Raw genomic sequence first — 15,611 nt, 5'->3', positions numbered from 1 at the left:
GCATGACGATCGCCGACGAGATCATGCGCCCGACCGACACGGTCGGATGGCGCGCGGGGATGCGCACGATCTGGCGCGTTACGCGGCTGTCGCTGCAAAGCCCGGTCATCGCGGCCGTCGCAATCATCGCGACGCTTGTGGCGGCCAGCCTTCAGCTGCTGATCCCCATCCTTCTGGGACGCGCGGTCGATCAGACGCAGATGCTTGTCGATGGCGGGACCGCGGCAGCGCAGGAGGCGCTGTGGCAGACCGCGTGGCTGGTGCTTCTTGTGGCCATGGCGCGGGGCGCGTTCACCGTCTTTCAGAACTATTTCAGCGAAAGCGTTGGCCATATGGTCGCCTACCGCCTGCGGCTCAGCTACTACGAGAAAATCCAGCGCCTCAGCTTCGGCTTTCACGACCGGGTGCATTCCGGTGACCTGATCACGCTGGGGATGCTCGACCTCGAAGGCGTCCGGATGTTCTTTTCCACCGGGCTGGTGCGGATCGTTCTTCTGAGCGTCCTGATCGGGTTCGGTGGTTATCTGTTGCTGTCGACCGACCTTGTCCTCGGCCTGTTCGCCCTCAGCTTCGTGCCCTTCGTGGCGTGGCGGTCGTCGGTCAGCCAGCTCAAGCTGCGCGGGACATGGCTGGAATTGCAGAACCGGCTTTCGGTGCTGAGCCGCGTGATGGAAGAAAACCTCGCCGGCATCCGTGTGGTGCGCGCCTTTGGCGCCAAGCGCCACGAAATGGAGAAATACGCGACCGCCTCGGAAAGCGCGCTGGAGCTGGCGCACGAGAGGGTCGGCATCCGGGTGCGCAACACCAGTGCGATGACGTTCTCGTTCCTGATGGCGATGGGGCTGGTCCTCTGGGTCGGCAGCGGCAAGGTCGTGGCTGGCGAGATCACGGTGGGCACGCTGGCCTCGTTCCTGACCTTCATGACGATTCTTCAGATGCCGGTTCGTCAGCTGGGCATGCTGGTCAATTCCTTTGCCCGCACCGCGACCTGCGGCGAACGGCTTTTTGCCCTTCTCGACCTCGACCTTGCGATCACCGACACGCCCGGCGCACCCGATCTGGAGGTCTCGGACGGGGTGCTGCGCTTCGAGGACGTGGGCTTTACCTATCCAGGCGCCGTCACACCCACGCTGAACGGTGTCAGCTTCACCGCAAGACGCGGTGAGACGATCGGCCTGATCGGCCCGCCCGGCAGCGGCAAATCGACGATCGCGCACCTGATCCCGCGCTTCTACGAGGTGAGTTCCGGCGCCATCACGATCGACGGGCAGGACATCCGCGACGTCACGCTCCGCTCGCTGCGCCATTCGGTGGTCGTGGTGCAGCAGGACGCCTTTCTGTTCACCACGAGCCTCGAGAACAACATCGCCTATGGAGACCCATGGGCGCCGCCGTCACAGATCGTCGATGCCAGTGCGTCGGCGCAACTGCACCAGTTCATCGCAACGCTGCCCGCCGGCTATGACACCATCGTGGGCGAGCGGGGCGTCTCGCTTTCGGGCGGTCAGCGCCAGCGCATGACCATCGCCCGCACGCTCATGCTGCGGCCCGCGATCCTCGTCTTCGACGACAGCACGGCCGCCGTCGACGCCGGAACCGAACATCGCATCCGGACGACGATCCAGGCGCAGGCCCGTGATCGCGTGACGATCATCGTGGCCCACCGGCTGAATTCGCTGATGCATGCAGACCGCATCCTGTTCATCGAGGCGGGTCGCGTCGTCGAACAGGGCACGCATTCCGAACTCCTTGCCCTCGGGGGGCGCTACCGGGCGCTGCACGATCTGCAGATCCGTCCCGATGAAACAGAAGACACGCCATGACCGAAGAACTCGAAGTCGAACGCGGCGACGTCCGCGACAACGGACGCCGCCCGCCGCGCGCGGTCGTGGGATCGCACCGGATCGAGGAAGAGATGTTCGGCCGCCTTTTCGACCGCAACATCCTGTCGCGCATCTGGGTCTTTGTCCGGCCCTATCGCCGGCAACTCGTCATCTCGATCCTCGCCGTTCTGGTCTTTACGGCCACGCAGCTGGCCATCCCTCTGATCATCGGGCGCGCCATCGACAGCGGCCTGTCGGGCGATGCGGCGGGGCGCGCGGCGCTGGCGTGGTCCCTTGGGCTATTCGCTCTGACGATCACGATCAATTTCGCGGCCTCCTGGGTGCAGGAAAACGTGGTCGGAAAGGCCGCGGAGAATGTCCTCTTCGACATCAGGACGGCGATGTTCGACCACCTGCAGGACGTATCGCTGTCCTTCATGGACAAGACCGAGGTCGGCCGCCTGATGTCGCGCCTGCAGGGCGATGTGAATGCGATGCAGGAATTTCTGGAAACATCGGTCCTGTCGGTCGGCGACCTTGTCCTGCTGATCGGGATCATCGTGGCCATGCTCTGGCTGGACTGGCAACTCGGGTTGCTCACGCTTCTGGTGCTGCCGGTCCTGTTTGCCGTTCGGGTGGCATGGCTGCCCCGCGCGCGGGTGGCCTTCATGGCGGCGCACGAGGCGAATTCCGTGGCCAACGGCGCGCTGGCCGAGGCCATTCACGGCGTGCGCACCGTTCAGGGGATGGAACGCCAGCCGGTGAATTTCGAGCTTTACGCCGACAAGGCGCGTGCGACGCTGGAGGCCAACAGGACCGCGTCGAAATTCGCGCAGGTCATGGTTCCCATCGTCGACGGGCTGACCGGGACGGCGATGGCCGTGGTGGTCGTTCTGGGCGGCTCGATGGTCCTGACAGGGCGGCTCGAGGTGGGCGTGATGGTCACGTTCCTGTTCTATATCCAGCGGTTCTTCGATCCGATCCGGTCGCTGACGATGCAATATTCGGTGATGCAACGGGCCATGGCCTCGGGCTCGCGGTTGATCGAGGTTCTCGATGTGAAGGTCGATATCACCGATGCCAAGGATGCGACCGACCTTCCCCATGACATGGACGGATCGGTCGAGTTTCGCGACGTGACGTTTGGCTATTCTCCGTCCAATCCGGTGCTCAGGGGCGTCAATTTCCGCGTCGAGCCCGGCGAGACGGTCGCCCTTGTGGGCCCCACGGGGTCGGGCAAATCCAGCGCCATGTCCCTGCTCAAGCGGTTCTACGACGTGCAGGGGGGGCAGGTCATCGTAGGGGGCCACGACGTGCGGGACGTGACACAGGCCTCGCTTGGTCGTGAGATCGCGATGGTGTTGCAGGAACCCTATCTGTTCAGCGGCACGGTCATGGAAAACATCCGCTACAACAAGACCGACGCGACCGAACAGGACGTGATCGAGGCGGCCCGCGCAGTGGGCGCGCACGACTTCATCAGCGCCCTGCCCGAGGGCTATGACACCGTGATGGGCGAACGGGGTGGCGCGCTTTCGCTTGGGCAGCGTCAATTGATCAGCTTTGCGCGCGCGCTGGTCGCCGACGCCCGCATCCTTGTTCTGGACGAGGCGACGGCCAGCATCGACAGCTATACCGAGATGCTGATCCAGAAGGCCCTCAAGACATTGCTGACCGGGCGCACGGGCGTGGTGATCGCCCACAGGCTTGCCACCATCCGCGACGCCGACCGGATCATCGTGCTGCAGGCGGGCGAGGTTCTCGAACAAGGCACGCATGACGAACTGATCGCCAATGACGCGCTCTATGCCCAACTTTACAGCGCGAATTATGCCTCGTTCGATGATTTGCCCGTGGCCGAGGCCAGTGGTCGTGCGTCCTGAGACGTCCGCGCCGCTCTAGCCGTTTTCCTTGAGCCGGGGATCGAGGAAGTCCCGGAGCCAGTCGCCGATGATGTTGAAGGCAAGAACCGTGAACACGATCGCCAGCCCCGGGAACACCGCCAGCCACCATTTGTTCGACAACAGGTGATCGCGGCTTTCCGACAGCATGCTGCCCCATGTGGGCACATCCGGCGGGACCCCAAGCCCGAGGAAGGACAGCGCTGCCTCGGACAGGATCACGCTTGCCACGTTGAACGAGGCGATCACCGTCAGGGGCGCCATGATATTGGGCAGGATCGTCCGGAACAGGATCGAGATCGTCCTGTCACCCATGGCGCGAGCAGCCTCGACATATTCCTTTTCGCGCAGGCTCAGCGTCTGGGCGCGCACGATCCGGGCATAGGTGATCCATTGCCCGATCCCCAGAACAAGGATCATGTTCATCAGACCTGGCCCCAGAACGACGAGGAACATGATCGCCAGAAGGATGAAGGGGAAGGCCAGCTGGATATCGCCGATTCGCATGATGACATCGTCGATCCAGCCCCCGAAATAGCCCGAGACCAGCCCCGCGATCGTGCCGATCGTGCCACCGACGGCGATGGCCGCCACGCCCACCAGAAGCGAGACCCGCGCCCCGTAAAGCAGGCGGGACAGCACGTCACGGCCCAGATGGTCCGACCCCAGCCAGTAGACCGCGTCGCCGCGCCCCGGGCTGCCCGGTTCAAGAAGACGGGTGATGATGTTCTGGCGGTTGGGATCGAAGGGCGCCATGGCCGGGCCGAAGATGGCCACGATGCAGACGACGACAAGGATCAGCATGCCCACCAGCGCCCATCGGCTGGCCACCATGCTCTGAAAGGCGCGGCGCAATTCCCGGCGGCGGTAGGACACGGGAAGACCGCCGACATCTCCGGTCTGGGCGGCGCTCGGTGCGGGTGTGGTATCGGTCATGTGCGGTGATGCCCCAGATTCAGAGTTTCACACGCGGATCGAGCCGCGCGTAGATCAGATCGACGATCAGGTTCAAAAGGATGAAAATGACGGCAATCAGGATGACGGAGGCCTGAACCACCGGAATGTCGCGCTGGTTGATCGCGTTGAAGACAAGCCTGCCGATCCCCGGATAGGAGAATACGGTCTCGACCACGACGACACCGCCCAGCAGGAAGCCGAATTCCAGCCCGATCATCGTCACGACCGGCAGCCAGGCGTTGCGCATCGCGTGATGCAGGATCACGCGCCTCTCGGAGATGCCTTTGGACCGCGCGGTCCGGACGTAATCCTGCTGCAAAACCTCGAGCATCGAGGACCGAACCAGCCGCGCGTTGCGCGCCAAGGTATATGTCCCCACGGCAATCGCCGGCATGATCATGTAATACATGGATTGCGGCAGGTTGCGGAACGCGGTCGCGAAGTCGCCATCGAAAAGCGGCTCGAGGAACGGGACATGGCCCGATATCGGGAACCAACGCAGATAGAGCCCGAAGAACATGATCATCATGATGCCCATCCAGAAATTCGGGATGGATTGACCCAGCATGGCAAGCGTCATGATGCCGCCATCGGCGGGCTTTCCCCGCTTGAGAGCGGCATAGATCCCCAGCGGGATCGACAGCGCGATCGCCAGAAACAGCGAAAAGATCGTCAGCTCGATCGTCGCGGGCATCGCCTCCATGACGACGCCCATCGCCGGTTGCCGGTAGCTGAGCGAATCTCCGAAATCACCCTGAAGCGCATTCCAGACATAACTGAGATACTGGATGTGCAACGGCCTGTCGAAACCCAGCGCGGCACGTGTGCGTTCGATCTCTTCCAACGAGGCATTCTCGGAGACGAAAAGATAGGTCGGGTCGCCCCCGATCTGGAGCGACACGAAGCTGATCAGCGTCACGCCGATCAGAACGATGATGCTCTGGAGCAGGCGCCTTACCAGAAATGTCCACATACCCCGAATTCCCTAAACGTTCGGCCGTCTGAGCGGCTCCGGACAAAAGCACATCGTGCGGCATCGCTCGGCGCTATTGCGCATGGCCTGCCCACGGGCTGGGCGCATCCTGACTTTCGCGGTGACATCGGTGCCGGGGTGCTTGACAATCAAATCCTTGTTCTCCCAAAGTATCCCATAGATTGTCGACAGTATGACAACAAAATCACGCGGACCGGGGAGCGTCAAGCTGGCAAGTTGCGAAATCGGACAGGATGGCCAACCGTGGCCCTCCGACGGGCGGGAGCGCCCAAAAAGTCCGCACGTCCCATACCATGCAAATCACCTCCCCCGCGATAGACCACGAAAGAGGACGAATGAAAAATGCAGTCTGAGATGACCCCCCGCACGGATGCACCGTTGCTGGAGGTGCGTGACCTGCAAACGACGTTCGATCTGTCAAAGACGCAATCCGTTCGCGCGGTCGACGGCGTCAGTTTCGAGGTCAATGCCGGGGAAACGCTTGCCATCGTCGGAGAAAGCGGGTCGGGAAAATCGGTAACCAGCCTGTCGATCATGGGCCTTCTGCCCAAGGATATCGGCCGGATCACTGCCGGTTCGATCAAGCTCAATGGCCGCGAGATCAGCAAGCTGAGCGATGTGCAGATGCGCGAGATCCGGGGCAAGGAAATCGGGATGATCTTCCAAGAGCCGATGACCAGCCTGAACCCCGTCCATACCGTCGGTCAGCAGATCGGCGAGATGGTGATCCGTCACGAAGGCCTGTCGAAATCCAAGGCCCGCGCCCGTGCGATCGAGATGCTCGATCTCGTGGGCATTCCCGAACCCCGGCGCCGGGTGGACAACTACCCCCACGAGATGTCGGGCGGCATGCGCCAGCGCGCAATGATCGCGATGGCGCTTGCGTGCGAACCGCGCATCCTGATCGCCGACGAACCGACAACGGCACTCGACGTGACGATCCAGGCCCAGATGCTGGAACTGATGGCCGATCTTCAGAAGAAACTCGGGATGGCGATCGTCTTCATCACCCACGATCTGGGCGTGGTGGCCGAAGTCGCCGACCGCGTGGTGGTTATGTATGCCGCCCAGGTCGTCGAGACGGCCGGCGTCGTCGACATCTTCCGCAACCCGCGGATGCCGTATACGGCGGGGCTGATGAATTCGATCCCGCGGCTTGGCTCCTCGATCGAAAAGCAGCGCCTGAAGGCGATCCCCGGAACGGTGCCGGCCCTGACAAGCCTGCCGTCGGGCTGTCGGTTCAACCCGCGCTGCGCCTTTGCCACCGATCTGTGCCGATCGGCGATCCCCCCGCTCGAAGAGGCTGGCGACGGGCACATGATCCGGTGCGCACGCTGGCGCGAGCTGACCCTGAATGAAAGAGAAGCCTCATGACCGCGCCGCTTCTGCAAGTCGACAAACTGCGCAAGTTCTTTCCGATCCATGGCGGCGTGCTGCGCCGCGTGGTGAACAACGTAAAGGCCGTGGACGACATCTCGTTCGAGATCGGCGCGGGCGAGGTCGTGGGCCTTGTCGGCGAAAGCGGATCGGGAAAAACCACCGTCGGCCGCACGATCCTGCGCCTTGAGACGGCCACGAGCGGTGCGGTGCGATTTCAGGGTGCCGATGTCATGGCCATGGGCACGCAGGAACTGCGCCGCTACCGCAAGAAGATGCAGATCATCTTCCAGGATCCCTATGCCAGCCTGAACCCCCGTGAAAAGGTGCGCGAGGTCCTGACCCATCCGCTGCGCCTTCACAAGATCGGCACCCCGTCCGAACAGGAGGACCGGGCGGCGTCGCTGCTGGAAAAGGTGGGCCTGTCGCGCGATCACCTCGACCGGTTCCCGCACGAATTCTCCGGCGGTCAGCGCCAGAGAATCGGGATCGCCCGGGCCCTCGCCGTGGAGCCCGACTTCATCGTCGCGGATGAGCCCGTCTCGGCGCTTGACGTGTCGATCCAGGCGCAGGTCATCAACCTGCTCGAGGATCTGAAGAACGATCTCGATCTGACCATGCTGTTCATCGCCCACGATCTGGGCGTGGTCGAACATATCTGCGACCGGGTGATCGTGATGTATCTGGGCCGCGTGATGGAGATCGCGACCGCGGCCGATCTCTATGCCCGGCCGAACCATCCCTATACGCAGGCGCTCCTTTCGGCCGTGCCGATCCCCGAGCCCGGTCGCCGGCGCTCGCGGATCGTGCTCAAGGGTGACATCCCCAGCCCGATCAATCCGCCCAGCGGATGCGTCTTCCGCACGCGGTGCCCGAAGGCGACGGAGGAATGCGCCAAGATCGTGCCCGAATTGCGCAAGATCGGCGAAGGTCATCTGAGCGCGTGTATCCACACCACCTGAGAAAACGCAGCGGATCGCGACGCGGCAGGCTGCCCTGCCCGGCCCGCGTCGCCCGATTCCCGTGCATCTCGGCTCACGAAGGATCAGCCCACCCGGATCCGGCTCAAGAATACTTGACAAGCGTTTTCCAACTCCCCCATTGTCCACTTATGGATTGTCGACACTCCACAACCTGCATTACAAATGTCGCCTCAGCATGGCGACAGAACCGCGGTTGTCGGCAATCGACCTGCGTCACATCGATAGGAGTTGCCTTGTCGCGTGAGCTGTCTCTAGGAAGCGTCAATTTCCCGGCGGGAGGCGGAAACGCCTGTCCGGGATATCGAGGCTACACTGGAGGAACAGACATATGAGCAACGTGACGCTCTTGCCCGACGATATCGCGCCCATCGAAAACGTGCCTCTGCGCGTGCAGGTCGCCAACCGCTTGCGCAGTGCCATCCTGAGCGGACGCCTGCGTCCGGGCAGCGGGCTTGTAGAGACGGCCCTTGCCGAACAGATGAACGTCAGCCGGGCGCCGATCCGCGAGGCGATCCAGATCCTGGAAAACGACGGTCTTGTCGAGACGATCGCCTACAAGGGCAAGCGCGTGAAACCGCTGACCGCGCGGGAAGTCGCCGAAACCTATTCGCTGCGCGAAGTCTTCGAAGTGATGGCCGTTCGGCGGATCCTCGACAGCGGGGTGCCGGTCGATGCGCTGCATGAATATTGCGAGGCGATGAACGCTGCCGCCGCGGCCGACAATTACGACGCCCTTACGGCCGCCGACGAGGCGTTCCACCACGCGCTGATCCGGTTGGCCGATCATGACCTTCTGCTCGCCTCCTGGAAGAACCTCTATCTTCGCATCCACCAGATCATGGCTTTGCGGAACCGCGACGAGCGGAACCTCCAGCAGATTGCGAGCAATCACCCGCCCATCGTCAAGGCATTGGAGGATCGCGACGCCGATCGTGCCATTGCCCTGATTTCCGAGCACACACGAGCGCTGGCCGCCTTTGATCCAGCCACAATCGTGCAAGATCTGTGATTTCCCACATCGTGACATATGGCACTTCGCGCCGTCGGGTCGTGGGATCGCAGCACAAAGCCGCCAGACGACCCGATCACAAGGGCCGGGCGAAACCTCGAACGACCACCCAACAGGTGAAAGGAAAGCCAATGCCACGAAGACTGAACCTCCTGGCCACGGGGGCTGCATGCCTCCTTGCGGCGGGGGCCGCGCAGGCCGAGACCATAACGGTTGGTCTGAGCGCCGACGTCACGACATTCGATCCAGCCACGATCTCGTCGAGGGACAACTCAAACATTGCCCGGCACATCTTCGGCACGCTGCAGACCATCGACGGCGAAGGCAACGTGCAGAACGATCTGGCGACCGGCCTCGAGATCACCGAGGACGGCACCGGCTATATCTACACGCTGCAAGAGGGGCTGACCTGCCACGACGGCGAGCCGCTCACGGCGGAAGACGCGGCCTATACCTTCAACCGGGCCGCGGACCCCGCGAATGCCTTTACCGGCAACACGCCCGGTTTCGTGTTCTCGTCGATCGGCTTCCAGAACGCCGAGGCGCTCGATGATCTGCGGGTGCAGATCAATATCGAACGCAAGAACCCCATCGCGTTCGGCCTGATCGCCGAGGTGCTGATCCACTGCAAGGACAGCTACGAAGCGATGAGCAACGACGAGGCGGTCTCCAACCCGATCGGATCCGGTGCCTACCGGATGGCCGAGTGGAACCGCGGATCGAGCGTCGTTCTCGAAGCCGTGGATGAAAGCCTGACCTTCGACACGATCGTCTGGCGGATCATTCCCGAAGCCTCGACCCGCGCCGCCGAACTGATCGCCGGCAACGTCGATATCATCACCAACGTCGCCCCCGACCAGATGGACGTGATCAATGCCTCCGGCAGCGCCGAGGTGAACCCGATCCAGGGCACGCGCCGGATGTATGTCGGCTTCAACCTCAGCGACACCATGGCGATGGAGCCAGGTGGCGATGCGATCCAGGATGCGGACGTGCGCCGCGCGCTGCAATACGCTGTGGACGTGCCGACGATCTGCCGTCAGCTGCTGAACTTCGAATGCGAGCGGATGACCGGTATCGTCAACCCGCCCAACGCAAACCAGAGCCTCGAGCCCTACCCCTATGACCCGGAACTGGCTGAACAGCTTCTGGACGAGGCAGGCTGGCCGCGCGGCGAAGACGGCACCCGTTTCTCGATTGCCTTCCAGGCAGGCCAGGGCCGGTATCTGAACGACGTCAGCGTCGTGCAGGCCATCACCCAGTATCTCGAGGATGTGGGTCTCGATGTGGACCTTCAGATCATGGAATGGTCGAGCGTCTACATCCCGCTGATCCGCGAGCGTAACGCAGGCCCGCTCTACTTCATCGGCTCCGGTGGCGCCCTGTGGTCCCCGCTCTACGACATGACCGATCTGGCCCGTGTCGACAGTGGCACCAACTACACCCATTGGGACGATCCGCGCTGGTTCGACCGCTGGGAGGACATCTCGAACGCGACCACGCCGGAAGAGACCCGGCAGATCGTCGACGAGATGCTGCAGGTCTTCTATGACGATGGCCCGTGGCTGCACCTCTACTTCCAGCCCGATTTCTATGGCGTCAGCAACCGCATCGACTGGACCCCGCGTCCCGACGAGAAGGTCTATCTGTTCAATGCCGGCCTGAACTAAGGTCCCTCTCCGGCGGCACGCCGCCGGAATGCACAGTCTCGGGCGCCCGATCATCAGACCGGGCGCCCGAACCTGTTATGGGCACCCGCCGATGGCCCCGCGCAGGGCCATATCCGGGAAATCTGGGAATGCCGCGCACCGGGCCCACCGTCGACTGCCGGGACGAAATTCGGGGTCGGGTTCGATGCCTGACGCGCCGTCGGATCGGGCGGGCCGTCACCTATCGGAACGGATCGGGCACCGGGGCATAGCCGCTGATGTCCTGCACCGTGATCTGGTCAAGAACATCGATCACCTGCCGGACGTAATGCTCTGCCGTCACGCGGCCCTTGTCAGCGGTGGCCAGATGGGCCTCGCCCGCGACGCCCGCGGGATGCACGTCCGAGGCGATCCAGCCATGGGCGATCGCGCCCACGGGCGGGATATCGCCTTGGCTGTGGCTCCAGCGGAAATCCTCGGCCTTCGACATATCCACCGTCTCGGGCCGGAAATGCAGCATCAGCGATGTTTCGTTGTCGCCGCCATGAATGCCTTGTGCCAGTTCCTGCGCGCCAAAGAGCCCGTCCGGAATGCCACCCGCGCCCCAGCCCATGCGCACGCAATACATCCCCGCCCTGACCCGCAACTCCCGCGAGACGATGGAAATCAGATCGGCGTTGCCGCCGTGGGAGTTGAGGATCAGCATCTTGCGCACGCCCGCGCGCGCCACCGACAGGCCGATCTCCGTCCAGGCCCGCAGCGCCGTCTCCGCCGTCAGCGTCAGAGTGCCCGGCGCCCAGAGATGTTCGTTCGATTTGCCCACCGCCATTACCGGCAGCAGCCGGATATCGAGCGTCTCCGGGCAGCGCTCGGCCAGCAGATCGCACAGCCCCTGATTGATCATTGTATCCACACCCACCGGCAGATGCGGGCCGTGCTGTTCCACGGCGGCCGTGGGCAGAATCGCGATGGTTCGGTCGGGATCGATCCGAAGATCGGTCGCGGGGTAATCGATCCAGTGGCGGCTCATGAAGCGGCCTCCTTGAGGGGTGCTGTGCGCCGCGTGCCGATCAGCTTGTCCGTCTTGGCCGCGACCTTGCGCAGATGCGCCTCGAGGCTGGGCCGCTTGGCGCTGTCCATCAGGTAATGGGCGGCAAAGACCTTCTTCGCCCGTGGCGCGAGCAACAGCCCCACGCCGCGCATCAGCGTCCGTTTGCCCGGCGCGCCGACAAGGAAGGTCAGCCACCGGCTTGCTCCGCAGGTGGTGAAGACGCCCATGCGCTTGATATGGTGAAGGCCGGGTCGGATCGTCTCGCCCTCGGTCTGCGGCATCAGGAACGCCACATCCGGCAACAACACCCGGTCGAGCCAGCCCTTGAGAAGCGCCGGCAGCCCGTACCACCATGTCGGATAGACGAAGATCAGCGTGTCGCACCATTGCAGATCGGCCACCGGATCGGCCACGGGCCTGCGGTTGGCGGGCGCATCCAGATAGCCCGTCCATTCGGCCTCGGTCAGAACAGGCTGGAACCCTTGGGCATAGAGATCGTGAAGACGAACCTCGGCCCCCGCGGCCTCAAGCCGGCCAAGAACCGTGTCGCGCACCGCGGCCGTGAAAGAGCCCTCCTTGGGATGGCAATAAACGACAAGTGCGCGCATGGCTCAGAACGCCTCCATCTCGGATCTGACGCGGGCAAGGAAGGCGTCACAGTCCGCCTGCGTGATGTTGTTCATGTCATATTGCGCGATATACCGCATCTTTTCGGGCCGCATCGTCCCCCAGAGCGACCGTTTGAACAGCTTTTTGGGCGGGTCCCCCGCAAGAAAGGCCCGCAGCGGAGTAGAGCCATAAGAGGTGATCGCCGCGATCTTGCGGATGTTGTTCAGACAGGGGGTCAGCTTGCCATCGGCCAGATCGAAGGTCACGCCGGGTAGCATGACCCGATCGAAATAGCCCTTCAGGATCGCCGGATAGCCGAAATTCCACACCGGGAAACACAGGATGAAGGCCTCCGCCGCGCGCAGACGATCGACATAGGTCTGGACGGGCCCGGTATTGATCGCGGTATCGTGGTAGTTGCGGCGCTCCTCCGTGCTGAGAACGGGGTCGAAGCCCTCGGCATAAAGGTCGCAATCGTCCACATCCCAGCCCTTGGCAGCCAGAGTCTCGACCGCGACGCGGTGGGCCGCCGCGTTCAGGCTTTCGGGCACCGGATGGGCAAAGACGACAAGGGCACGCGGCATCTATTCCGCCGCGCTCTTGGGTTGCAATCCGGGCCAGGCATACATCCGGTCATAGGACCAGTCGGGATCGTCCCATGTGATCATCTTGCCCGGGTTCAACAGGCCCTTGGGATCGGCCTCGCGCTTGAATTCCAGCTGGCGCTCGTCGACCGATTGCCGCCCACCCTCTTCCAGCGTGTAGCGATGCGGGTTGAAGTTCATCGCCCCCATTTCTTCGTGGATGGCGACGATCTCGTCGAGCCGTTCCTCGCTGGTGAATTTCACCAGCGTCAGCCCGCCCATCGCGACCTTGCCGTTCGAGCGCGTCACCTCGACATGCTGAAGCACCTCCGGTGAAAGCCTCTCTTTCACCTTCATGATCAGCGGGATCGGATCCTCGTTGCCATAGGCGATCTGCAGGTAGGTGATCGAGGGATCGACCTTGAGCGCGCGGAGCGTCGTGTGGTTCCAACCATATTCGAAGACCGGGCCCGGATCGCGCGGCCAGTCGCTCTGGCCCTGGACATAGATCACCCGCGCACCGGGATAGTCGGAGGTGAACGTCTCCCACCCGGGCATGGCGTGAGGCGCCACCATGAGGGCCACGACCGCGTCACCCTGGTCCACGTGGGGCGCCACCCGCTGAAAGTAATCCTTGGCAATGGGCGCCTCGAAGATGGTGGCAAGCTTGATCAGGATCCCGTCGCAGGAGGCAAGGGCATGGCTGTAGCGCAGGGCCTCTTCGAAATCCTCGAAGGCAAGGAAGATGCCGATCCAGTCATAGGCCGGGGCCAGCGGGATCTCGATCTCGGTGATGATGCCGTTGGTGCCATAGGCGTGGGACACCCGGTGCAGGTCATGACCGGTGATTTCCAGCGTCCGGGGATCGGCCTCCATCGTGACGACGCGCAGGCGAATGATGTTGCCCGGATCGCGCAAACTGCCCCAGCGCACCGACCCGATCCCGCCAGACCCGCCCGCGATGAAGCCGCCGATCGTGGCCGTGGCCCAGGTCGAGGAATACATGCGGATTTCCTGCCCCGTCTCGTTGCAGGCCGCATCCAGATCCTTGAGCAGGACGCCCGGCTCACAGATGACCCGGCCGGCCTGGATGTCCTTGACCGCGTTCATCTTGTTGAGGTGCAAGACACAGCCGCCTGCCAGTGGCATCGCTTGCCCGTAATTGCCGGTGCCGGTGCCGCGCGTGGTCACGGGCACATCCTCGGCATGGCAGACCCTGAGGATCTCGATCACCTCGGCCTCGGATTTCGGGGTGGCCACGAAATCCGCGATCACATGATCGAGCCGGTCTTTCAGCACAGGCGAATACCAGAAGAAATCCCGGCTCTTGGCCTTCACGCTGGAGGGGTTGATGTCAACCTCGATGCCCTTGTCTTGCAGGGCGGCGATCGCGGCGGGGATGCTCATGAGGGCTCCATCAAGTGGTCAAGTTCGGCATAATCGGGCAGCGTCCGGTCAACGGGGCGGCCGTTGCGCAGGACGATGCGGTCCGATTGCGGACGGGCGAACAGCTCTGTCCAGCTGCGGGCGTTGCAGATGACGAGGTCGGCCGGTGCGCACGGCGCAAGCGAGGGCGCCTCGAACCCGCAGGCGGCGGCCGGGTGGCCGAGGTAGGCGCGGGTCCAGTCGAAGACCGAATGGTCGAGATGACCGATCCGGGTCGCCTCGCGCATGACCTCCAGCATGTCCATGTCGCCATAGGCATAGAACGGATCGCGCGTGTTGTCGGAGGCAAAGCATACCGGAATGCCCCGCGCGGCCATTTCGTGCACAAGCGTGATCCCCCGATTGCGCGGGGTGCGGGCGGCATGCCGATCCTGCAGATACATGTTGCACATCGGCAGGCTGACCACACGCAGCCCCGCGCGCGCCACCACGTCGAGCGTGTGAAGCGCCTCGGTTTCATCCATCACGGACAGCGAGCAGAGATGGCCCACGGTGACGCGCCTTTCAAAGCCCCGGTCAATGACGGTCTGCGCGATGTCGCGCAGAGTGTTCACGGTCGGGTCCATCGTTTCGTCGACATGGAAATCCGCATCGAGCCCGCGCGCCTCGGCGGCGACGAAGAAGGCGTCAAGCTGCGCCTGCAGATCGGCGGAGGGATAGGTCACCATGCCCAGCACGCCCCCTGCCCCGGCGGTCAGATCGGCGGTGGTCTGGAAGGCGTCGGTCAGGGCATAATCGCAGGCCACGAGACACGCCGCCTGCAGGTCGATCCTGCCTTCCCATTCGGCGCGGACCTCGGGAAACAGACCCCAGCTGATCGCATCCTGCGGTGCATGGCTGTCAAGATGGGTCCGGATCGCGCGGGTACCGTGGGCATAGGCGCTCTTGAGCGAAAAATTCATCCGCGCCCGGACATCCTCGGCCGACCAGCGGGCCGTGGAATCGCCGCGCACCGCGACAAGCGCCCCTTCGAAGCTACCATCGGGATTGGACCTGCGGGGCCAGATATGCCCCTTGTCCAGATGGGTATGCATGTCGATGAACCCCGGAAAGGCCATCGCGCCCCGCATGTCCACAGGTGTGGCGTCAGACGCGTCGTCGGCGAACTCGCCCCCGGCAATCGTCAGAGACGTGGTTACCATCCCCACCCCACCATCAAGGCAATGGGCGGGCACAGTGAGGTTATCGAGCCGGATCAGGCCCTCGGGCAGGGTCGGTAGTGCCATGT

Annotated in this window: 13 protein-coding genes; 6 read left to right on the top strand and 7 right to left on the bottom strand. The window is 63.4% G+C overall.

What is annotated here, in order from left to right; translation table 11 throughout:
* Positions 1-2 precede the first annotated feature (2 nt).
* Together EP376_RS00160 and EP376_RS00155 are read left to right on the top strand one after the other, a co-directional pair.
* Positions 3-1,823 carry an ABC transporter ATP-binding protein gene (locus EP376_RS00160; RefSeq protein ID WP_127653522.1) on the top strand — a complete coding sequence of 607 codons (1,821 nt, stop codon included), beginning with the start codon at positions 3-5 and terminating at the stop codon, positions 1,821-1,823.
* On the top strand, positions 1,820-3,706 hold the full coding sequence (locus EP376_RS00155; protein ID WP_127653521.1) for an ABC transporter ATP-binding protein: 1,887 nt from the start codon (positions 1,820-1,822) through the stop codon (positions 3,704-3,706). Before EP376_RS00160 ends, EP376_RS00155 begins: the two co-directional genes overlap by 4 nt.
* A gap of 15 nt (positions 3,707-3,721) precedes the next feature.
* Here the strand turns inward: EP376_RS00155 and EP376_RS00150 are convergent, their stop codons facing one another.
* Together EP376_RS00150 and EP376_RS00145 are read right to left on the bottom strand one after the other, a co-directional pair.
* Entirely contained in the window at positions 3,722-4,660 is a 939-nt protein-coding gene (locus EP376_RS00150; protein ID WP_127653520.1) for an ABC transporter permease, read from the bottom strand.
* A 19-nt stretch (positions 4,661-4,679) separates the two neighbouring features.
* On the bottom strand, positions 4,680-5,654 hold the full coding sequence (locus EP376_RS00145; RefSeq protein WP_127653519.1) for an ABC transporter permease: 975 nt from the start codon (positions 5,652-5,654) through the stop codon (positions 4,680-4,682).
* 375 nt (positions 5,655-6,029) lie between these two features.
* Between EP376_RS00145 and EP376_RS00140 the strand changes: the two genes are divergently transcribed.
* From EP376_RS00140 to EP376_RS00125, 4 genes are all read left to right on the top strand, one after another.
* Positions 6,030-7,049, top strand: a complete 1,020-nt coding sequence (locus EP376_RS00140) for an ABC transporter ATP-binding protein (protein ID WP_127653518.1) — start codon at positions 6,030-6,032, stop codon at positions 7,047-7,049.
* The gene (locus EP376_RS00135; RefSeq protein ID WP_127653517.1) at positions 7,046-8,014 is read left to right on the top strand and encodes an ABC transporter ATP-binding protein; all 969 of its coding nucleotides are present in this window, start codon (positions 7,046-7,048) and stop codon (positions 8,012-8,014) included. The genes EP376_RS00140 and EP376_RS00135 overlap by 4 nt, the downstream gene beginning before the upstream one ends.
* Before the next feature lie 349 nt (positions 8,015-8,363).
* Positions 8,364-9,044: a GntR family transcriptional regulator gene (locus tag EP376_RS00130; RefSeq protein WP_127653516.1), complete on the top strand. Its 681-nt coding sequence runs from the start codon at positions 8,364-8,366 to the stop codon at positions 9,042-9,044.
* Between the two features lie 131 nt (positions 9,045-9,175).
* Positions 9,176-10,714: an ABC transporter substrate-binding protein gene (locus tag EP376_RS00125; protein ID WP_127653515.1), complete on the top strand. Its 1,539-nt coding sequence runs from the start codon at positions 9,176-9,178 to the stop codon at positions 10,712-10,714.
* Positions 10,715-10,934: 220 nt separating this feature from the next.
* Here the strand turns inward: EP376_RS00125 and EP376_RS00120 are convergent, their stop codons facing one another.
* From EP376_RS00120 to EP376_RS00100, 5 genes are read right to left on the bottom strand one after another with little or no spacing between them, the layout of a single operon-like run.
* Positions 10,935-11,723, bottom strand: a complete 789-nt coding sequence (locus EP376_RS00120; RefSeq protein ID WP_127653514.1) for a creatininase family protein — start codon at positions 11,721-11,723, stop codon at positions 10,935-10,937.
* The gene (locus EP376_RS00115; protein WP_127653513.1) at positions 11,720-12,352 is read right to left on the bottom strand and encodes an NAD(P)H-dependent oxidoreductase; all 633 of its coding nucleotides are present in this window, start codon (positions 12,350-12,352) and stop codon (positions 11,720-11,722) included. The genes EP376_RS00120 and EP376_RS00115 overlap by 4 nt, the downstream gene beginning before the upstream one ends.
* Positions 12,353-12,355: 3 nt before the next feature.
* Positions 12,356-12,937 carry an NAD(P)H-dependent oxidoreductase gene (locus tag EP376_RS00110; RefSeq protein ID WP_127653512.1) on the bottom strand — a complete coding sequence of 194 codons (582 nt, stop codon included), beginning with the start codon at positions 12,935-12,937 and terminating at the stop codon, positions 12,356-12,358.
* Entirely contained in the window at positions 12,938-14,344 is a 1,407-nt protein-coding gene (locus EP376_RS00105; protein WP_127653511.1) for an FAD-binding oxidoreductase, read from the bottom strand.
* A complete protein-coding gene (locus EP376_RS00100; RefSeq protein ID WP_127653510.1) occupies positions 14,341-15,609 on the bottom strand; it encodes a cytosine deaminase in 1,269 nt (422 codons plus the stop codon). Before EP376_RS00100 ends, EP376_RS00105 begins: the two co-directional genes overlap by 4 nt.
* Positions 15,610-15,611: the final 2 nt, after the last annotated feature.

The sequence above is a fragment of the Alexandriicola marinus genome, from assembly GCF_004000435.1.
Classification (GTDB): Bacteria; Pseudomonadota; Alphaproteobacteria; order Rhodobacterales; family Rhodobacteraceae; genus Alexandriicola; species Alexandriicola marinus.
The sequence above is the reverse complement of the archived record's forward strand: the minus strand, read 5'-3'. Positions and strand labels throughout refer to the sequence as shown.